This is a genomic window from Paracerasibacillus soli (assembly GCF_042432965.1).
Classification (GTDB): Bacteria; Bacillota; Bacilli; order Bacillales; family Amphibacillaceae; genus Paracerasibacillus; species Paracerasibacillus soli.
Map to the genome: position 1 here is coordinate 18,868 of NZ_JBHLWL010000009.1, position 20,026 is coordinate 38,893.

General features: G+C 37.0%; 20 protein-coding genes. 14 read left to right on the top strand and 6 right to left on the bottom strand.

Translation table 11 applies throughout. From position 1 onward, the window contains the following. Nucleotides 1–48 precede the first annotated feature (48 nt). Nucleotides 49–1,227, top strand: a complete 1,179-nt coding sequence (locus ACFFIS_RS02535) for a GNAT family N-acetyltransferase (protein ID WP_390186019.1) — start codon at nt 49–51, stop codon at nt 1,225–1,227. Between the two features lie 57 nt (nt 1,228–1,284). On the opposite strand, the gene ACFFIS_RS02540 is transcribed toward ACFFIS_RS02535, so the two are convergent. Next, entirely contained in the window at nt 1,285–3,300 is a 2,016-nt protein-coding gene (locus ACFFIS_RS02540) for a bifunctional diguanylate cyclase/phosphodiesterase (protein ID WP_320380970.1), read from the bottom strand. Between the two features lie 517 nt (nt 3,301–3,817). On the opposite strand from ACFFIS_RS02540, the gene ACFFIS_RS02545 reads away from it, so the two are divergent. Continuing rightward, complete coding sequence (locus ACFFIS_RS02545; RefSeq protein WP_390186021.1) at nt 3,818–4,591, top strand: N-acetylmuramoyl-L-alanine amidase; 774 nt, start codon at nt 3,818–3,820, stop codon at nt 4,589–4,591. 324 nt (nt 4,592–4,915) lie between these two features. Here ACFFIS_RS02545 and ACFFIS_RS02550 read toward each other — a convergent pair whose 3' ends face one another. Next, nucleotides 4,916–5,590 (bottom strand): universal stress protein, encoded by a 675-nt coding sequence (locus tag ACFFIS_RS02550; RefSeq protein WP_320380973.1) that lies wholly within the window; start codon nt 5,588–5,590, stop codon nt 4,916–4,918. Between the two features lie 905 nt (nt 5,591–6,495). Here ACFFIS_RS02550 and ACFFIS_RS02555 point away from each other — a divergent pair. From ACFFIS_RS02555 to ACFFIS_RS02585, 7 genes are all read left to right on the top strand, one after another. Next, entirely contained in the window at nt 6,496–8,904 is a 2,409-nt protein-coding gene (locus tag ACFFIS_RS02555; protein WP_390186022.1) for a Na+/H+ antiporter subunit A, read from the top strand. Then, a complete protein-coding gene (locus ACFFIS_RS02560; protein WP_390186024.1) occupies nt 8,891–9,313 on the top strand; it encodes a Na(+)/H(+) antiporter subunit B in 423 nt (140 codons plus the stop codon). Before ACFFIS_RS02555 ends, ACFFIS_RS02560 begins: the two co-directional genes overlap by 14 nt. 3 nt (nt 9,314–9,316) lie before the next feature. Next, nucleotides 9,317–9,655 carry a Na(+)/H(+) antiporter subunit C gene (locus tag ACFFIS_RS02565; RefSeq protein WP_320380975.1) on the top strand — a complete coding sequence of 113 codons (339 nt, stop codon included), beginning with the start codon at nt 9,317–9,319 and terminating at the stop codon, nt 9,653–9,655. After that, nucleotides 9,648–11,126 (top strand): Na+/H+ antiporter subunit D, encoded by a 1,479-nt coding sequence (locus tag ACFFIS_RS02570; RefSeq protein WP_390186025.1) that lies wholly within the window; start codon nt 9,648–9,650, stop codon nt 11,124–11,126. The genes ACFFIS_RS02565 and ACFFIS_RS02570 overlap by 8 nt, the downstream gene beginning before the upstream one ends. 190 nt (nt 11,127–11,316) lie before the next feature. Beyond that, nucleotides 11,317–11,799 carry a Na+/H+ antiporter subunit E gene (locus ACFFIS_RS02575; protein ID WP_390186027.1) on the top strand — a complete coding sequence of 161 codons (483 nt, stop codon included), beginning with the start codon at nt 11,317–11,319 and terminating at the stop codon, nt 11,797–11,799. Next, a complete protein-coding gene (locus ACFFIS_RS02580; RefSeq protein WP_320380976.1) occupies nt 11,799–12,083 on the top strand; it encodes a Na(+)/H(+) antiporter subunit F1 in 285 nt (94 codons plus the stop codon). Before ACFFIS_RS02575 ends, ACFFIS_RS02580 begins: the two co-directional genes overlap by 1 nt. After that, nucleotides 12,061–12,456, top strand: a complete 396-nt coding sequence (locus tag ACFFIS_RS02585) for a Na+/H+ antiporter subunit G (RefSeq protein ID WP_390186029.1) — start codon at nt 12,061–12,063, stop codon at nt 12,454–12,456. The genes ACFFIS_RS02580 and ACFFIS_RS02585 overlap by 23 nt, the downstream gene beginning before the upstream one ends. A gap of 202 nt (nt 12,457–12,658) precedes the next feature. On the opposite strand, the gene ACFFIS_RS02590 is transcribed toward ACFFIS_RS02585, so the two are convergent. Next, entirely contained in the window at nt 12,659–12,835 is a 177-nt protein-coding gene (locus tag ACFFIS_RS02590) for a hypothetical protein (protein ID WP_320380978.1), read from the bottom strand. A 36-nt stretch (nt 12,836–12,871) separates the two neighbouring features. Then, complete coding sequence (locus ACFFIS_RS02595) at nt 12,872–13,564, bottom strand: NAD(P)H-dependent oxidoreductase (RefSeq protein ID WP_320380979.1); 693 nt, start codon at nt 13,562–13,564, stop codon at nt 12,872–12,874. 463 nt (nt 13,565–14,027) lie between these two features. Here ACFFIS_RS02595 and cwlD point away from each other — a divergent pair, with 463 nt between their 5' ends. From cwlD to salA, 3 genes are all read left to right on the top strand, one after another. Then, nucleotides 14,028–14,753 (top strand): N-acetylmuramoyl-L-alanine amidase CwlD, encoded by a 726-nt coding sequence (cwlD, locus tag ACFFIS_RS02600; protein WP_390186031.1) that lies wholly within the window; start codon nt 14,028–14,030, stop codon nt 14,751–14,753. Between the two features lie 386 nt (nt 14,754–15,139). Further along, the gene (locus ACFFIS_RS02605) at nt 15,140–15,274 is read left to right on the top strand and encodes a hypothetical protein (protein ID WP_320380980.1); all 135 of its coding nucleotides are present in this window, start codon (nt 15,140–15,142) and stop codon (nt 15,272–15,274) included. A 162-nt stretch (nt 15,275–15,436) separates the two neighbouring features. Then, nucleotides 15,437–16,495 carry an iron-sulfur carrier protein/transcriptional regulator SalA gene (salA, locus tag ACFFIS_RS02610; protein ID WP_390186032.1) on the top strand — a complete coding sequence of 353 codons (1,059 nt, stop codon included), beginning with the start codon at nt 15,437–15,439 and terminating at the stop codon, nt 16,493–16,495. Between the two features lie 63 nt (nt 16,496–16,558). Here the strand turns inward: salA and gerD are convergent, their stop codons facing one another. Then, nucleotides 16,559–17,203, bottom strand: a complete 645-nt coding sequence (gene gerD / locus ACFFIS_RS02615) for a spore germination lipoprotein GerD (protein ID WP_390186034.1) — start codon at nt 17,201–17,203, stop codon at nt 16,559–16,561. A gap of 144 nt (nt 17,204–17,347) precedes the next feature. On the opposite strand from gerD, the gene ACFFIS_RS02620 reads away from it, so the two are divergent. Further along, nucleotides 17,348–17,971: a KinB-signaling pathway activation protein gene (locus tag ACFFIS_RS02620; protein ID WP_320380982.1), complete on the top strand. Its 624-nt coding sequence runs from the start codon at nt 17,348–17,350 to the stop codon at nt 17,969–17,971. Nucleotides 17,972–18,130: 159 nt separating this feature from the next. Here the strand turns inward: ACFFIS_RS02620 and pdaB are convergent, their stop codons facing one another. Next, complete coding sequence (gene pdaB, locus ACFFIS_RS02625; RefSeq protein WP_320380983.1) at nt 18,131–18,889, bottom strand: polysaccharide deacetylase family sporulation protein PdaB; 759 nt, start codon at nt 18,887–18,889, stop codon at nt 18,131–18,133. Between the two features lie 389 nt (nt 18,890–19,278). Between pdaB and ACFFIS_RS02630 the strand changes: the two genes are divergently transcribed. Further along, nucleotides 19,279–19,497: a hypothetical protein gene (locus ACFFIS_RS02630; protein ID WP_390186036.1), complete on the top strand. Its 219-nt coding sequence runs from the start codon at nt 19,279–19,281 to the stop codon at nt 19,495–19,497. Nucleotides 19,498–20,026: the final 529 nt, after the last annotated feature.

Here is a 20,026-nt window from a genome sequence, read left to right on the forward strand (position 1 = left end):
TATTTTTATATACGTACGACAATATCAAACATCGTGGGGGAAACGTTAATGAGGGAAATCCAACAATTAAACATTGAAAAAGATTATGAAGCAATTTTTGCACTATCACAGTTTGCTTTTCAATATAAGTTATCAGAAACGGAATTTGAGGAAAAGAAAGTAGAAGCGGAGCGACACATTATTTGGGGATGGATGGAAGGTGAGCAGCTTGCAGCAAAGACACATCTTATTCCGTTGTCTTGTTATATAAATGGGAAGCCTTTTGAAATGGGTGGTATTAGTGCCGTGGCGACCTGGCCGGAATATCGTAGGCAGGGGATGGTGAAACATCTTCTTTACCATGCACTTCAATATATGAAGCGGCATGGCCAAACTATTTCTTTCCTCCATCCATTTTCAGTGCCATTTTACCGGAAATATGGTTGGGAGCTTACTTTTACAAATTGGGAATTGTCCATTCCGATGGAGCAGTTGAAACAGTCAGAGCCTGCAGTAGGCAATGTGCGAAGAATAGAAAAGGATATTCCGTTACTTCAATCACTATATACAAGGTTTGCTAAAAATTACACTGGTATGCTCGTGCGCGATGCGCAGTGGTGGAAACAACGTGTATTAAATGAGAAGTGGCAGATTGCGGTTAACTATGATTATGAAGGGAATGCGGATGGATATATTTTATATGAAGTAAAAAATGATGTGTTAACAGTAAAGGAAATGGTGTATAACACTGTTAATGGTTGGAAGTTGTTGCTTCAATTTATTGCAAATCACGATTCCATGGCCAAAAAGGTAGAAATGACGGTACCTGAAAATAGTAACCTTACACTTTTACTAGACGAACCACGATTCGAACAAAAGATTGCCCCATATTTTATGGCAAGAGTAGTTGATGTATTAACATTCTTAGAACAATACCCATTTCAAGTTTGTAAGGAAGATGTCGTTATTTTGTTACATGTTGAGGATCACTTTTTGCCAGAAAATAGTGGGATGTATCAATTGAGCCAACTGCATGGAGAAACGACTGTAACATTTGTTGAAAATCATAGTCATATCGACGAGGTTGGTATTCACTGCACAATTCAGCAGTTCACATCGATGTTTTTAGGTTATAAAAGACCAATGGAGTTATATCAAATGAATCATATCCAAGGTAGGCAGCAGGATATAGCGTTACTTGAAAAGATCATTCCAAAACAGCAAACATACTTCCCAGACTTTTATTAATAGCGTCATTTGATGGGGTTACCTCCGTCAAATGACGCTATTTTTTATTGATATAGATTAGATGAATGAAAGTGACATCTTATCTTTATTTGCAATCCACTTTTCAACTTGCTCAGCCCGCATTGGCTTTCCATAGAAGTAGCCCTGCATTACTTGACATCCTAGTTGCATGAGGTCATCTATATGTTCTTGATTTTCTACACCTTCGGCAATAACATCTAATTGGAGGTTTTCTGCCATTAAAACAATAGCGTTGATAATTGCACGTTTGCTTGGTGTATTTAAATTATTCGTAAACAAGCAATCTAATTTTAGGGCATCAATCGGAATACGGTCTAGCAACCCGATTGAAGAATATCCAGTACCAAAGTCATCCATGGAAATTCGAACTCCTAAAGAACGAATGCTTTGCAGCTGGAATATAACGTCATTAATGTCGTGTAGTACCATAGATTCTGTAATTTCCAATTCTAGTAAATGAGGATCCAAGTTTACCTTATTTAATATATCTTGTACCATTTCAGTTAAACTTTCTAATTGAAAGAGTTTTATAGAGAGATTGACTGAAATCGGCTGAATAATACCTTGTTCCTGCCATGTTTTACATTGCTGGCAGGCGTTTTCTAGTACCCATTTGGTTATGGGGATAATAAGCCCTGTCTCCTCCGTAATCGGTATAAATTCACCGGGGGATACGGTACCAAGCGTTGGATGCTCCCATCGTAATAATGCTTCAAAACCATATAGGCGATTTTCTTTAACATGCCATTTTGGTTGATATACGATATAAAACTGGTCATTATCAAGTGCCATTTGGATATCTTTTTCCAACTCCATTTTTCTAACTTCTTGCTTACCCATTGCATCATTATAAATACAATATTGGTTTTTACCTAAACTCTTTGCTTTGTACATGGCGGTATCCGCTTCCTTTAGCAAGGTAGAACGACTAGAGTTCTTAATTAAGCCAATACTAATTCCAATACTACCGGTTACATATAATTCATTGCCATGGATGTGATAAACCTTTTTAATATTTCCTAAAAGTTGCTTTGCCAATTGTTCGGCCTTTTCCATACTACAATTTGTTATGATAAATAAGAACTCGTCGCCCCCAATTCGAAATGCTTGTTGAGCGGGGGTAATAAACTGTTGTATGCGGATTGCAACATCCTGAACGAGAAGGTCTCCAACATCATGTCCAAGTGTATCGTTAATCGCTTTAAATTGATCTAAATCCAAGAAAAGTACCCCAATCTTTTCATTACCAACATGTTTTTCAAAAAAGCGATTCATTTCATGACGGTTTGGTAGACCTGTTAGTGAATCGTGGAATGCCATCTTTTCAAACATATGTCTTTCAAAATATATAGCCCCCCATGAGACAAATAGAATAATAAACATCGTAATCGTCACACCATATAGTAAAAACAAGTCCATAGATTCAGCATGTCCCATCACAGCGCTGGAATCCATTTTAAAGCGTGCGGCTTTCAAACCTGTAAAGTGCATTCCGCAAATCGCACTACCCATAATTACAGCGGATAACCATTTCAGCCAGCTAGCTGATGGTCGGCTACGAAACTGAAGAAATAAAAATAGGGCAGCATAAGAGGCGATAAATGCAATCACAACAGATAGTAATAACAAAAATTTATCGTAGGTTAATTTAACAGGCATGATCATCGCTGCCATTCCAATATAATGCATCGCAACAATCCCACTAGCCATTATTAAACCGCCTAATACTATTTTGATTCTGTTAATATTTTTAGGCATTGTAATATAAAATGCTATAAACGAGGAAACAACGCTAGCCAGCATAGAAATTAATGTAAGTGATATATCATATTTCATAGGTACATGTAAGTGAAATGCGAGCATGCCAACAAAGTGCATGGACCAGACACCACTACCCATTACAATAGAACCTGAAAATAACCAAAAGAACTTAGATTTTCCTTTGGCATAAGAAATCTTGGCCGTAATATTTAATGCGGCATAAGAAGCTAATATTGCAATCAAAATCGAAAGTGTAACAATATAATAATTGTAACTTCCTTCAATATACATGACTTACCACTCCCAAATTTAGTCCAATAAAAAAACCCGCCATAGGGGTAATTCTTCTAATCTAAAACCAATTATATTGCTAGAATCTCCGACTAAAAAGATTCATGTTAGGTTTAGTGAAAATGGTAAACATAAAGCTTTTAAAATGAGCCTTTTATGCCGAAGACAAACATATTAAGGCTCAGCAATTTAATATTTATGAATATCGTTTTTCTATTGAATTATTATAGCATAGGTAAACGAAAAATGAATATAGAGATTCATATAAAAATATCCGGACTTACCTTGAACAAGCTCATGAATTTTTATTCTGAAATCTAGCATATTTAACTATTTCTATTAATATAATACATTAAGTTCCACCCAGTTTATGGTAAATGCCGTTTCAGTATCGCTATTAATCACGTACTTTGTAACAAGAGAAGACAAAAGGAAGTATCATTTCTATTTTTTAAAAGTAGAAAGAAGGTTAATTTGCTTCTCTTACAATGTTCTTGACCAAAAATTGAAAGAAAGGATGAGAAAATTGGTAAAAGTTTTCATTGATCCAGGTCATGGGGGGTCTGACCCCGGAGCGGGGGGGAATGGTCTGTTGGAGAAGGATTTGACGCTAAAAATCGGGCTAAAGATAAGAGATATCTTAAAGGCTGAGTATGAGGGTCATTCTATTAAACTGTCTCGGACAACAGATCAAACACTCTCCTTAAACGAAAGAACAAAGATGGCCAATAATTGGAATGCTAATATACTCGTTTCAGTGCATATTAATTCAGGTGGTGGGACAGGATTTGAGTCATATATCTACAATGGCAACTTTTCAGGAAAGGCAGAAACAAACCGATTACGTGGAATTATTCATGATGAAATTACAAAAGAGATAGACTTAAAAGATAGAGGAAAAAAGGAAGCAAATTTTCATATGGTCCGTGAATCTGCAATGCCAGCATTATTAACCGAAAATGGCTTTGTTGATCATAAAGATGATGCAGCTAAATTGAAAACAGATTCTTATTTAACAAAGATTGCTAGGGGGCATGCAGTTGGTTTAGCAAAAGCATTAGGCCTGAAAAAGAAAGCTGAGAAGAAGCAACAATATATTGAAATTGTAACGGACTCTTTATGGACGTACAATTCCCCTGATTGGGATGACAGGGCGGTTACCGTAAAAAGGGGAGAAGTGTTTACAGTAGTCAAGGATAAATTTGCAGTTGGAAATGGGCATATGTATCAAATTAAAAGTGGGTTATATATTACGGCAAATCCGAGCTATGTACGGGTTTATACGAAATAGGGATTACAAAAAGGTAATGTGAATATATGTATTCTTTAGAGGTAGTAAGAGGCCAATGCCAATAAACTCCAAAAAGCGACCCTAGTTTGAAGGGTCGTTTGGATTGTTTACGCTTATTATAAAGAGCCAGTTATGTAGTAAGTGAAGTTTGCTCATGTCTTGTGATTACAATTATATTTCAATTGTTTAGTGTATACTATCATAAGTATAAGTTCATGTAAAGTTCAAAAAATTCAATTTGCTATAAGGGAAATAAAAGCTGTCCTCGAGACCAGTTGCGTTTGTGCAAATGGACTCTTTAGGACAGCCTGTGTAGTGCAGTTATTATTGTTTATAGTTTGGTGGAGTTTGAATTTGATCCGTTATTCTATCATCTTCTACATGTACTTGATACGTTTTTCCGTCACGTACAAATTTAAATATGCCGTTATTAAAGTCCGTACCAATTTCTTTATAGAAAATACCTTCGTAGTGGTTATCGACTGAACTAGCAAAACTTAATCGATAATTATCACCATCTTTACGAAGATAGCCAAGAACTCCTTTTTCAAATGTTGTATCTTCCGCCCCTTTAATCGTTCTGTCAACGGAGACGATGTGAACGTCAATAAAGGTAATCTCACGAAGTAATGCATTCGCAAATGATCCCTTTGTTATTTCCTCCCATCTATTCTGTGGGGTTTGCCCGATAATAATTTGCGTAATATTTAGATCGTAAGCTACTTCTGCAATCACTTTTGCAGAAGGCCGGCGTTCATTGTCGCGTAAAAAGAATGCTTCCACATCTAGTTCTTCTGCTAGCTCTTTCCAACGGTCGACATAACTTGATTTATCCGCATCAAATTTATCGTAAGGGAGCGGATCGACAGTTAATACGTATAAAGGACAGTCTAAAAGTGTAGCTAATTTATGCCCCCGTTTAATTAACCGTTCTCCATTCGGACCATAATATGCACAGACAAGAATGCTCTCATCCATACGGCCTTTTATTTTTCTCACAGTGAATCCCCTCTCAAATTTTGATGAAAATAGATTACATGACTATCAATTTATACATGCACGGTAAAAATGCGCTAACAAAAAATAGAAGTAATCGATAATGTCGACCTTCCGCTCACACCGATAGGAATATACCGCTAACTGTTAGGTGTCCCGCAATTCTATCATGTTTATAACAGAACGTAAACGGTGGGAGCATATCGTTAAAGATGCACGGTCTCTTGCGTTATTATATAATTATAGAGTATGCATATTATTATTTTCCATTGTATTCAGAACAATTTATAACGTGTTTTTAAGTTTTTAAAGGACTTATGCTATGTATGAGGCAAATATATTGCCTTTTCGTACAGTCTGTATAGCTTCTAATTATGCCCCCAAATTACATGTAAGTCAAGGGGTGTTCTAGCCTATTAGAATAAGGCTTATTTCTATATATGATATGGTGCATTATTTTGTTTAGGAACCATTTGCAATGTTGTTAAATAGAAGGATTCCCTCATTTCATATAGTCGCACGACAAAAATAAAGAATATTCAGTAATCGGGGAGTATACAGGTTCGTTTTGATTCATCACATCCTTTATTATCCAAGACGCATTCCGCTTATCCGTCATTGTTCCTAAAAATAGTCTGAAATACTGTGAATCTACGAATAGGTGAATAAGTGATTTGAATCTATTTGAGGGAGATTTACGGGCTATGATTTCCTCACTTCAAGAATTCGGGAGGAAGTTAAGTATAATCATTGGGGACCAATAGCTAGTTAAATCCCAATTTGTTTTATGGACAGCCAGTAGCGGAAGCACGAAAAATCTACACTGAATGAAGTTTCACTTTATAGATTGGAATACCATACTAGGTAATTTGTTATCAAACTAGACTTATACTTTGGGAGGTTTCATGTTGAATACGATTCATTTGGCGATTTTTCTTCCCTTTATTGTTGCCATTTTTATTCCGTTGTTAAATAAAAGATTTCCACGTATACATATTGGCTGGTTTGTATTTATCGTGCCAATGATATTGTTTTTTACGCTCGTCCGCTTTATTCCATCAATTGCAAGTGGGAAAACGTATAGCCAAGTTTGGCAATGGATTCCCACATATGATATTTCGTTTGCGACATATTTAGATGGGTTAAGTTTAATCTTCGGGTTACTTATAACCGGAATAGGTACACTCGTTATCTTATATTCTATCTATTATTTGTCTCCAAAAGAATCATTATCTCATTTCTATGTTTATTTATTATTGTTTATGGGTGCAATGCTCGGTGTGGTGTTCTCCGACAATATGATGGTGATGTATTTATTTTGGGAGCTAACGAGTATTTCTTCATTTTTATTAATTGCATTTTGGTACCACAGAAAACAGTCGCGATATGGCGCACAAAAATCCTTACTTATAACAGTAGGTGGCGGGATTGCGATGCTGATTAGTTTCCTCATGTTGTACAACATAACTGGGACTTTCAGTGTGCGCGAGACGATTGCGTCGATTCATTTGCTCGTCGATCATCCTTTGTTTATTCCCGCAGCAATTTTATTATTGATAGGGGCTTTTACGAAGTCTGCACAGTTTCCTTTTCATATTTGGTTACCAGATGCAATGGAGGCACCTACTCCAGTTAGTGCATATTTACATTCTGCAACAATGGTCAAAGCAGGTATATATGTAGTCGCACGATTTACTCCAGTCTTTGGTGGAGAAGGGGTATGGTTTTGGCTTGTTAGTGGGATAGGACTTTTGACATTGTTTTGGGGTGCATTCCAGGCTATCCGCCAAACAGACTTAAAAGCTCTACTAGCCTATTCTACGATAAGTCAACTTGGGCTTGTCATGAGTTTATTCGGGATTGGTTCTATTGCATTAGCGGATGGATATGCAGTACAAACTGTCTTGTTTACGCAAGCGGCATTCGCTGCGATCTTTCATCTTATTAATCATTCGACATTTAAAGGTGCTTTATTCATGATTGTCGGTATTGTCGATTTACAAATGGGAACACGTGATATTCGTCGGCTTGGTGGACTTATGGCAATTATGCCGACTTCTTTTACAATTGCTTTAATTGGTAGCTTTTCGATGGCGGGATTACCTCCGTTTAATGGGTTTTTAAGTAAGGAAATGTTCTTTACGTCTGTTTTAAACGTCCGTCAACTTGATTTATTCTCTTTAGAATCGTGGGGGACACTTTTCCCAGTGATTGCTTGGGTTGCAAGTATTTTCACATTTGTCTATGCGATGATTATTGTATGTAAGACATTCTTTGGACCATATAAGGGGGATAAACATGTATACAAAAGAATTGAGCCCCCGATTGGTATGCTCATTTCTCCGATTATTTTAGGGTGTGCAATTATCGGGATCTTTTTCTTTCCAAATATGGTTGGGACGTACTTGATTGCACCTGCAATGAGTAGTCTTTTTCCAAATTTAGAACGTGCTGATTTATTATTTCCAATCTCGATTTGGCATGGTTGGAATACAGAAATCTTTATGACAATAGGAATTGTAATTATCGGGAGCTTTTTATATAAGACGTTTCGTTATTGGAGCGGAATTTATCGTCTGTTCCCTACAAGTCTATCGCTAGATGCATTATATCATGTAACACTATCTCGTTTGGAGACTGGTTCAAAGAAAGTGACGAATACATACATGACAGGTCATTTACGGGATTATCTTGTTTATATATATTTGTTCTTTGTCATGATGTCTGCATGGGTAATCTACGAAACAGGAGCTTTCTCAATCGATGTATCGCTGGATGCACCGGTTGCGTTTTATGAATGGATTTTAGTATTTGTTATGGTCATTGCTGCAATTTCGATATTATTTGCTAAGTCGCGTTTAACAGCTATTTTGCTAAATGGTGTACTCGGTTTTTCTGTAGCCTTTTTCTTTGTATTGTTTCGCGCACCAGATTTGGCGTTAACGCAAACGATTATTGAAACGATAACAACCGTATTATTTTTATTATGCTTTTACTTCCTTCCTGACTGGAAGAAAGAGAAAACACCACGGCATAAGAAGAATGTTAACATTTTTATTTCCATTTCCGTAGGGCTCGTATTTATTGCTATTGCACTTTCGGTAAGGAGTGGAAAGATGTTTTCGACCATTGCAACGTATTTTGAACAAGCTGATACGTTAGTTGGTGGGAAAAATATTGTCAATGCAATATTAGGAGATTTTCGTGCGTTTGATACGATGTTAGAAGTTGTTGTTCTCTTTATTGCGGGAATCGGTGTTTATACGTTAATTAAATTTAAGCAAGGAAAGGGGGACAAAGGAATTGAAGACAAATGATGTCATTTTGCACATGGTAACAAAAGTTGTTGTGTTTATTATTTTAACGCTAGCAATCTATCTGTTTCTAGCGGGACACAACCAGCCAGGTGGCGGCTTTATCGCAGGACTCGTTTTATCTTCGGCCTTTGTGTTACTTTTTCTAGCTTTTGATATGGAAACTGTGCAAAAGGGAATACCGGTTAATTTTTTATATGTTGCAGCTACTGGGGTATTTTTGGTCGTTACAACCGGTTTAGGATCACTATTTATGAAGGAACCATTTTTAACACAGGTGTTTACGCAGGTGGATTTACCATTAATTGGTGTGACGGATATCGGCACGATGATGCTTTTTGAGGCTGGTGTAGCTTTAGCGGTTGTCGGCGTAGTCATTACAATTATTTTAGGTATTAGTGAGGATGTGTAAGTTGTGGAAACAGTGATGATTATATTAGCGGGTATATTAGTGATGGTTGCAACCTATTTATTCCTGTCTAAAAATATGATTCGAATTATTATCGGTTCAGCAATTTCTTCTCATGCAGTCCATATTTTAATTATGGTGATGGGTGGATTGAAGCAGGGGACAGTACCTATCATTAGTGAGGATGCAAACGTTTATACGGATGCTTTGCCGCAGGCGCTTATTTTAACGGCAATTGTCATCAGTTTTGCGGTAACAGCATTTTTCCTAGTTTTGGCATATCGCATTTATCAAGAGACGGGAACGGATAATTTGGCAGCATTGCGAGGGATTGATGATGAATAATTTAATTGTATTACCAATGCTAATCCCAATTATAACAGGTGTTATTTTAGTTTTCTTACGGCCGTTTATTCATGCCCAACGTGTGCTTAGTTTGTTAGCGATATTTGCGACAGGAGCATTGAGTATTTATATGCTCGGTGTGATTCAAAATGATGGAATTCTCACGTTAGCTTTTGGAAATTGGCCGGCACCATATGGGGTTGTGTTTGTTGCCGATTCCTTTGCGATGTTACTCGTGGCAACTTCAAGTTTTGTTACATTCGTTTGTTTACTTTATGCATTCGCTACGATTGGTGAACAATATGAAAAGATGTTCTTTTACCCGTTCGTCTTGTTTTTAATTGCTGGCGTGCATGGTTCATTTTTAACAGGCGACTTATTTAATTTATTCGTATGTTTTGAAGTGATGTTACTCGCTTCTTATGTACTTATTACACTGGGTGGTAAAAAAGTCCAATTACGGGAGTCATTTACCTATTTAGCGATTAACGTACTATCTTCATGGATCTTCCTTGTTGCAATCGCCTATCTATACGGCACATTAGGCACGGTCAACATGGCCCACTTATCTGAACTCGTCGCGAAAGGGGGTCAGACCCCAATATTAACGACAATTAGCATATTATTTTTAATTGTGTTTGCTTTGAAGGCGGGGTTATTTCTTTATTTTTGGTTGCCAGGTTCGTATCGTGTACCACCAACAGCAATTCGTGCCTTGTTTGGTGCGCTGCTAACGAAGGTCGGCATATATGCGATGTTTCGTATGTTCACCTTAATCTTCTATCATGAGCCGAGTATTACCCATACCGCAATTGGCATCATGGCCGGGCTTACCTTAATTGGCGGAAGTATAGGAGCTATTGCCTATCAAGATGTTCATAAAGTTGTTGCCTACAACGTCATCATAGCGGTTGGGTTTATTTTAGTCGGGCTAGCTATCGCAAATCCACTAGGAATAGAAGGAGCAATTTATTACTTGATGCATGATATGGTTGTGAAGGCATTGTTATTTTTACTAATAGGAACTACAGTAGCGTTAACCGGAAAAAATAAAATTAATGAAATGAGTGGTCTCATTCGAAATTATCCGATGTTAGGGTGGTTGTTCTTTGTCACGATGTTATCTTTGGCGGGTATTCCACCGTTGAGTGGATTTATCGGAAAAATATTAGTTGGGCAAGGAGCAGTAAATGCTGGGGCATACGTATTACTAGGACTAGCCTTTTTATCGAGTATTTTTGTGTTATATTCCTTACTACGCATTTTTATGAACAGCTTTTGGGGAGAAACGATTATAACAATAGAAAGCGAGAAACCATTAAGACGAAGCTGGCTCTTGCCATCGATTATACTGACATGTGCTACGATAGCCTTAGGCTTAGGAGCCGATGTTTTAGCGGATTATGTACATGATGCATCTCACACATTACTACATCCATCCGTTTATATTGATGCGGTGATGAATCAATAAATGATATGTGGGCTGTATCAAAATGCTAAAAGCTCTTTATTCAGTCTGCATAGTGTTTGAATAGCTGTGATAGCTGGGTTTTAAAGGACTGTAAATATCGCAAGTTATGAATGAAGAGATTGTTATATGCTGTGAGTGGTTGTCCATTCATAATAAAAGCACCTTTTCTAGTAAAGGAGGTTTACGTCATTTGGCTGCACAATTCGTGTTAAATATATTCATTGCTTTTTTATGGATGCTTATTAAAGATGAAGATGTTCTATTGTATACAACATTTTTTGAAGGATATGCGGTTGGCATAGTAATTGTCTTTTTAATGTACCGCTTTTTCGGTCGGAAATTTTATTTGCATCGCGTATATGCAGTAATCAAATTAGTTCTTATTTTTAACTGGGAGTTGTTTTTGTCGGCATATCTCGTTTTAAAAACCATTTTAACGCCAAACCTTGATTTGAAACCAGGAATTTTCCGTTATGAAACGGTGTTGCGTGGGGAGTGGGAGGTACCGCTGATTGCACTACTGCTCACATTAACACCAGGGTCTGTCGTGATGGAAGTGATGCCAGAAGGAAATGTATTCTACGTACACGCAATGGATATTGAAAAATACAAGGAAAATTTATTAAGTTCGTTAGCAAAGTTTGAAAAGGCCATCATGGAGGTGACACGCTAATGATTAAAGGCATGCTCATTGTAGCTTTGATTTTATTTGCCATCGCAATTGCTATTGCATTATACAGTTTAATCCGTGGACCAAGTCTACCGGATCGTGTTATTTCGATGGACTTTATCGGGGTTAATTTGATTTCGGCTATTGCTGTCTTTTCTGTCCTATTTCATACAAAAGCGTTTCTCGAAGTTATCTTGATTTTAGGGATTCTTGCATTTATAAGTACGATTGCCCTTTCAAAATTTATCGAGCGGGGTGTCATCATTGAACGTAAACGAGATCGATGAGTTTATTGGCGCAGCCTTCATATTAATTGGGAGCATTATTAGTGTCATTAGTGCATACGGAATTCTCCGTTTTCCGGATGTTTATAGCCGTGCACATGCCGCAACAAAAAGCTCGACACTTGCCGTTTTATTAACGCTTTTTGGTGCATTTCTTTATTTTTTATTAACCGATGGTACAGTTAGTGTCCGCCTTATCCTGGGGATTGTCTTTGTGTTCATTACTTCTCCAACAGCAGGGCACCTCATTATACGTGCTGCTTACAGATCTGGTGTGGAAATGACAGAAACAACAACTGTTGATGAATTGAAAGATGTTTTGAAACGGGATGAACTAGATGAAAGTGAATCGAAAACGGTGGAAAGTGAAAAGTAAAATGGTTATGACGTAGAATTTAACATATTGGTATAGGATGATAGCTAAAGGGCACGGATAAAAATTCAAAGGTAAAATTATGGAGTACGTGCGAATGCTAATTCAACAATTCCTTTATGATTGACGTAAAAAAATACCTTCCTCATTTCTAACTAAATCGTTCAGAAAATAGGAAGGTATTTTTAATGGATAGCTCCGACGATTAGTCACCCCAATTTTTAGGGCTCCATAATGTACCGTCTAATTGCCCCTCCATTTGTGCAATTCGTTTGTGTTGTTCTTTGATGATTTCCTTCGCAGCCTCAATTAACACAAGCTGTTCGTATTCCTTATGGTGGTCAGAAATCCGTTCTAACTCTTCAATGATTTTATTTTCCACTTACGAAAACCCCTTTTGTTTATTAAATGGATCGTTTTACCACATTTGCTCCAAAATTAGTTTCAACTCATCGATTGTATGACGATTATTTTTGAGTGATTCAACAGCATTTTCAAGGACAATCTTATCGTCCGTAGATAAACTTGCTTTATCCATATTTGTTAACTGTTCCATGATCCACTTTTCTTTTGCTTCTAAACTGTTATCCTTTTCCCGCGTAAGGACTTGTTGGTAGTGGATGGCTAGTTGGAATCTTTGCTCATCTGTCATGTAACCAAACTGAAAGATAGAGAATGGTTTTAAATAAGTCATGCCAAGTTTCTCAGCAGTTGCTTGGAATGGCCTCGTCAATTCGCTAATTGAAAACATCTCTCTACCACCAGCTTGATATTCTGCTTCATTAATACCGACGGAAAGCACCAAACCAAACTCTTTACCACGTAATGCTTTACCCCTTGCATGAAACGCAAAGTCTTCTGTATATACCATATCTTGCCAATGCTTCAAGAGTGCAGGTGAGCTATACCAATAAAATGGAAATTGAAAAATAATCCGATCGTGTTCGCTTAACAACTTTTGCTCTTTTGCTACATTAATATTCCAATCAGGATATTCATTTTCCAAATGATGGACTGTCACATCGAAGTGATGAGGAATGGCCTTTATTAGAAACTGCTGACTACTTGATTCTAATATATTTGGGTGGGAAATGATGACTAATGTTTTCATATTGATGAATATCTATCCTTTCTAATTGGAAATTGTATAGTTGAGATGAAAATCAGCCAGTAAAACTGTATATATAGACAGTCTCCAAAAGTTTTCTTTAGTGTTTATGGGATGGGAATATTACTCCAGTTCAAAAATAGAAGTACTGTTGGAGAGGCTTGTTCATACGTTTTATATAGAGCGTACATTATTTATATTTATCATACATGAAATGGTGAAAGTAGTACATTTTACTGATTGTTTTTGCATGAATGTTTTATCGGTTAGCCGTGAACACCCTCATGTAATCCAAGGCCTATTACGTTATCAAAAGTTGGGGTAAATGTTTTTGGAGTATGTCGAAAGAGTTAAAACGATGTGATATGCATGAATATTAATTTCAATAGATGATAAAAAAACAATGTCATAATCAAATGACTCGTCCCATAAACTAGTTCAAGAAGAATAATGAGGGGCGTTGTGTATGAAGAGATTTAATATGTATTTTATATGGTTTATCGGGGTCGCAATATTAGTCTTTTTAATTCAATATCCGTTACATCGGACAGAGCCAACTTGGGATGCTTGGTCATTGCCTTTAACAGGAAAGACAATCGTCATTGACCCAGGGCATGGTGGGCCAGATGGTGGGGCACAGGGGAAAGACAAAACGATGGAAAAGGAAATTGCTTTAGAAGTGAGTAAAAAATTACAAAGTTATTTGCAACAATCAGGTGCAATAGTTTACTTAACGAGAGAAACGGACAAGGATCTAGCTAGCCCAGATACAAAAGGGCTATCAAAGAGAAAATCAGAAGACATCCGTAATCGATTACAGTTTATTCATGATCAAAAAGCAGATCTATTCTTATCTATCCATTTAAACGCAATTCCATCTAGCCGCTGGCGAGGTGCGCAGACATTTTATTACCCGAAAGATACGAATAATCGCCATTTAGCAACTATGATTCAAGCGGAAATCATTCGTAATTTGGAAAATACAAATCGACAACCTTTAGCATTAAATGGAATGTATTTGCTAAAAGAAGCAAAGGTCCCAGGGGCACTAGTAGAAATTGGCTTTTTGTCAAACCCTGAAGAAAGGGAACTGTTGAAAAAAGATGCGTATCAACGAAAAGTAGCAGCAAGTATTTATGAAGGAATTATGCGTTATGCAACCGAAGAGCCGGAGAAGGAAGATGTAGAATAATCTGAGAGGATTGCAGGGGGTTGGAGATAATTGTAAAAAATCAAGCCCGTAGTAAATTGTTTGGCAACCCCTGCTTCGAGGATGCTAGTAGATTATAGGGCGGGGATCAACCACTAATAAAAAGCTTGATACTTAGGAAAATGTAAAAAGCCACAGATTGAAGTTACATTTTAAATTAACCCGTGAATCAGGTGGGATGCGTGAAAATAAAGAGTGAAAAAGGACTGGCTCGCACTAATGTGTTAGCTGGTCCTTTTCTGTACGTGTAAATTTGATGGGGAAACAAGGGATTATGGAACATGTTCAATGTGACTAGGGATGCACGTTACCAATGTTATAGTAGTGAAATGACAGAATGAGGCTCTCATGATAGTAGAGGAATAATGATGAAGTTAGTTGACGATGACGGTGCTATTTATAGAAATAAAAAGTCGAATCAACAAGCAGGGAATATTGAATACGTTTACGTTTTAGAAGAAACTGTCACTTCCGATGATTCAAATCACTTAGGTTTTATGTGAATTATGTTATACTAGCTCTTGTAAAGGATAATAATAATTATCAAATAGTATTCCGTATTAGTTTGTGTTCAAAGAAAACCGATCAATGAAAACAAAACATCTCCTTTTTGTAACTTCTGAACACACGTATAAGGAAAGCTAGAACAAGGAAGGTGACATACGTTGTTAACAAAAGACGAAGTAACACAATTACTTAATCCGGTGAAAGACCCATTTTTACATAGAACATTTGAGGAAACAGGCGGTATTGTAGAAATAACCATTCGTGAAGAAAAGAAACACGTGAGTGTAAAACTTGCGATTGGAAAAATTAATACGGCGGAACAAATGCAATTGCAGCAGGAAGTTGTAGGGATTTTAAAGAAGAATGGTGCTACAACTGTTGGATTGCGCTTTGAGCAATTAGCAGACGAGGTTATTCAAAAATTTCAACCAACTGCTAATCAAGAAAAAGAAGCTTCTTTATTAGGTGGAAGTCACAATACGAAATTTATCGCAATTGCTAGTGGTAAGGGTGGTGTTGGTAAATCAACTGTAACCGTTAACTTAGCAATGGCATTGATGCGCCTTGGTAAAAAAGTTGGCGTGATTGATGCTGATATTTATGGCTTTAGTATTCCGGATATGATGGGAATTGAAGAAAGACCAAAAGTTCGTGGACAAAAGATTATCCCAGTTGAGCGCTTTGGTGTAAAGGTAATATCAATGGGATTCTTTGTAGAAGATAATTCGCCAATTATTTGGCGTGGTCCAATGCTTGGAAAAATGCTCTCTAGCTTTTTTAAAGAAGTGGAGTGGGGCGATTTAGATTACTTGTTATTGGATTTACCACCGGGCACAGGTGATATAGCAATGGATGTACATGAAATGCTCCCGACTTGTAAGGAAGTTATTGTTACAACACCACATCCATCTGCAGCATTTGTAGCAGCGCGTGCTGGCCAAATGGCAATGAAAACGAATCATGAAATTCTTGGAGTTGTCGAAAATATGGCTTACTTTAAGAGCGAAAAAACAGGTGAAAAGGAATTTGTCTTTGGACAAGGTGGTGGCAAAAAGTTAGCGGAAGTGTTGAACACAAAAGTGCTTGGCCAATTACCGCTACAGCAGCCATATGAAGAAGAGGACGTATTCGCGCCAGGAGTATACCAACAAGATCACCCAATTGGGCAAGAATATCACAGAATTGCCGCGAAGGTAATCGCAAAAGTAGAAGAATAAATATATAGGGGAAGTTACCAGAAACGGTGACTTCCCCTTTTTTGGGGTCAGACCCCATTAATCTTAGCCACCATCTTTCTCTTGTTGCTTACCGCCTGAACCGCCACCAGCGCCTCCACCTTGGTCACCGCCTTTTTGATCTTCTTCTTTTCCGCCTGATCCACCTTGCTCTTCAGCGGCTTTTAATAAAATATCTTGGATTTTCGCTTTAAATATCGGAGACTCAAATGTTTCCTGGATTGTCTTTTCTAAATGTGCGCGAAACTTTTGTCCCCGCATGACGTCTAGCATTTGTTTATCAACTTCCGGATTTTGTAATAACTCCAACATCTTCTTTTGGAATTCAGCGTCATTCATTAAATCCTTCATTAACTTTTTTAACTCATCATCCATAGACTTGGAATATTCTGTAACGAACTTCGGATCATCAAACATCTTCTTCCAAATCTTTTTGCCTTGGTCAGATGCTAGCGCTTCGTGGACGGATTTTTTTACGACATCGGACTCCATCACAAGTCTTTCTTTCATTTTTTCATCTGTCATCAAATCTGTGATAGCCTTTTTACCTTCTTCTGTTTGTAATATATCAACAACCATTTTTTTCGTTTGATCATAGTCAGCTTCTTTTGCCGCGGAGGTCCCCCCATTACATGCTGTTAGAAAAGTCATGCATAAAAACAAAACGGTGATATTTAAAAAACGGGACATAGGATTTTCCTCCTTTTTTATATATACTTAATATGAGTATGTAAAATAGAAAATATGCACGTAGAGAAGGAAAAAACAACATGTTCATGATAAAATATGGAATACATATGTTCATTACGTTTATTTCATCGGGAGGATGTTACATTGAATAGTCGTAAAATCGTAGGATTGTTTTGGAAAACGTTATGGCTTGGCGGTGCGGCTGGGCTTATTACAAGTTTCTTTATTGAAGCGGAACAATATAGTCGATATTTGAGTCCATTTAATTTAAAGGAACTATTGGGTGTTATATTATTTTCTTTAGGATTAGGGCTTGTGTTTAGTGTTATCAGTCAAACGGGATTTTTTGCTTATCTTTTTATTAATCGTTTTGGACAAGGTCTATTCCGTAGCTTTTGGCCGACGGTTCAACTCGCCTTGATTGCGTTTGTATTGTTTGATCTGGTGTACTTTCCATATACTGGAGCTAGCGAAAATGCCACGTTACTACCGTACATACTTGTTGCACTAGGTTTATTAGTCTTTGGGATACTTGCTGCCTTATGGAAGGTGAAGGAAACGAATAAAAGAGCATTTATACCAGCGCTATTCCTTATGGTCGTGATGACGACGTTGGAGTGGGTACCGGGTTTACGGACGAGTGGCGTGGATTATAAATGGCTCATGATTGTTCCGTTGTTACTTTGTAATGCGTACCAATTGATGATGTTACATCGTCTGCAAAATAAAGTGCCAGTAGCACAGGGTAAAGCTTCTGCTGCAAAATAATGATGAGGAACTCTTATTAATGGTGATAATTACGGCATAACACTATGCTAATATGATTTGCAAAAAAAGCTGGACATAAGATCTGCCCCCTGTTCGAGGGGGTTGACACTTTGTTTTGTCCCAGCTTTTTTTATTGAAAGAATGTCAGTTGTTTAGGTGTTAATCAACAATTTTAGCCTTTGCATCTGCTTGGTTTATTAATTCCGTAATCGTCACGAATGTGAAACCTTTATTTTTCAGACCAGGCAGGACAGTTTTTAAGGCATTGGCGGTCTGTTTTACAGCATCTGAAGCGTGTAACAGTATAATATCGCCATTAGAAGTATGCTTCATGAGGTGATCGACAATTTTTTGTTGGCCAGGGTTTTGCCAGTCATTTGGGTTTTGGTTCCAGTGCACTACTTGTAGACCGAGGTTTCCAGCAAGCTTTATAATTTCCTCATTAAAGTGTCCACTAGGTGTTCGGAGTAAAGAAATGTCCTTATACCCTAACTTTGTAAAAACCTCTTTCGCATGTTGTAAATCTCTACGAACTTGATCAACTTCTTGTTCAACATAATTTTTATAACGATACCCTAACATACCGAGTTCATGTTTACCTTCCACAATCTTTTCCACAATATCAGGATGTCGCTCCGCCCATTCTCCGCTAACAAAAAACGTCGCTTGCACTTGATGTTCCTTTAACTGTTTTAAAATGTCATGCGCGCGTTCTTCCCCCCAACTAATATTAAAGGTGAGTGAAATATTTGGCTCTTTTTTATTACCCTTTCCTAAAACAGACGATTTTTCACCTGAAAAAACCGACCAAACATTTACCTGCTGAAACCAAAGAAAAATAGCGGCAGCCATGGCACAACCAATTATGGTTAGCCACTTTTTCCATTTGAAGCGCCATACATAAAAATGCTCTGACATTGTATTTCCCCCTTAATAGTACAAGCTTCCTAATACCATTTCTATGTGTAAAATTAATAAATATGAACAAGCATTGGGTATTTGTAAGTTGAAAAGCTATAATCCCTTACTTCAAGAGTACGAGAATATAAAAATGATGAGCAGCCTGTAAAGTCCGGTTCGTTCAACTGACAATCAGTAGGTTTTATGGATTTATGGACTTCTCTACAGATGAAGTTTCATTTTTAATTTGCAGTGAAAAGGTTATTACAATTGGGAACGAAAAAGACAAGTGCATATTTATGTTGCATAAAAATAAATTTATATCCTTTGGAATGAATGAAAAATCCATTTTATGGGTAACTTAAAGAATCTTAAAGGAAACAGAAATACATACATGAGGTGAAAAAATGTTAGGACTATTGATCAATGTGGCAGAGCAGAGAGAAATGGAGTATTTAATAAAACGAGAGTTAGAAGAAATCTTATTTGATTTAGAGGATGAACGAATAGAGCACATTGTAAAGCCCGCAATGAAAGAAAGATATCAGTTATTATTTCGCTTATTGCAAAGGGTCGCAAGTCCTGAAGACTGTATGAAATATATGTTGAGGAAGCAAACGAAATAACAGGCGTACTACATAATAAGGTTTGATATAGATGTTTGAAAAGGTATATCATTACAGAGTAGTGAGGGGGTGTATAATCTGTTACTACTAATTTATAGTTGAATGAAGGGATATTAAAACATCCTCTGTTCATGCAGTCTGAAGCTAAGTTATTTCTATATAGCAAAGTAATTTTTAAAAAAGTTCACTTTTAATCTTGCTTTAGGTCTATTTTTGTGATATATTATTTTGTGTTGTCAGTTACGAAATTATTTTTCGACAATATCCCAGTTAATAACTTAAAAGTTTTTTAAAAAAGTTGTTGACACTAAACGAAATACATGTTAAGATATTTCTTGTCGCTAAAAACGACAAAGAAAATTGATCTTTGAAAACTGAACAGAACGACCAGTATTCGAAACAAATGGTAAAGGTGCTTTTGGCAACTTGGTTGCTAAGTGCTTGAATCAAAAACTTTGAAGAAAAACAACCTCGTTTTTCTTATTTATAGCTAAGAAACAACAAACTTTTTTGGAGAGTTTGATCTTGG

Excerpts from the sequence above, each read along its gene's own strand:
- ACFFIS_RS02595 (WP_320380979.1), bottom strand. The coding sequence starts at position 13,564 with ATGAAAACATTAGTCATCATTTCCCACCCAAATATATTAGAATCAAGT.
- ACFFIS_RS02540 (WP_320380970.1), bottom strand. The coding sequence starts at position 3,300 with ATGTATATTGAAGGAAGTTACAATTATTATATTGTTACACTTTCGATT.
- cwlD (WP_390186031.1), top strand. The coding sequence starts at position 14,028 with ATGAAGAGATTTAATATGTATTTTATATGGTTTATCGGGGTCGCAATA.
- ACFFIS_RS02545 (WP_390186021.1), top strand. The coding sequence starts at position 3,818 with ATGAGAAAATTGGTAAAAGTTTTCATTGATCCAGGTCATGGGGGGTCT.
- ACFFIS_RS02580 (WP_320380976.1), top strand. The coding sequence starts at position 11,799 with ATGATTAAAGGCATGCTCATTGTAGCTTTGATTTTATTTGCCATCGCA.
- pdaB (WP_320380983.1), bottom strand. The coding sequence starts at position 18,889 with ATGTCAGAGCATTTTTATGTATGGCGCTTCAAATGGAAAAAGTGGCTA.
- ACFFIS_RS02605 (WP_320380980.1), top strand. The coding sequence starts at position 15,140 with ATGAAGTTAGTTGACGATGACGGTGCTATTTATAGAAATAAAAAGTCG.
- ACFFIS_RS02570 (WP_390186025.1), top strand. The coding sequence starts at position 9,648 with ATGAATAATTTAATTGTATTACCAATGCTAATCCCAATTATAACAGGT.
- ACFFIS_RS02630 (WP_390186036.1), top strand. The coding sequence starts at position 19,279 with ATGTTAGGACTATTGATCAATGTGGCAGAGCAGAGAGAAATGGAGTAT.
- gerD (WP_390186034.1), bottom strand. The coding sequence starts at position 17,203 with ATGTCCCGTTTTTTAAATATCACCGTTTTGTTTTTATGCATGACTTTT.
- ACFFIS_RS02535 (WP_390186019.1), top strand. The coding sequence starts at position 49 with ATGAGGGAAATCCAACAATTAAACATTGAAAAAGATTATGAAGCAATT.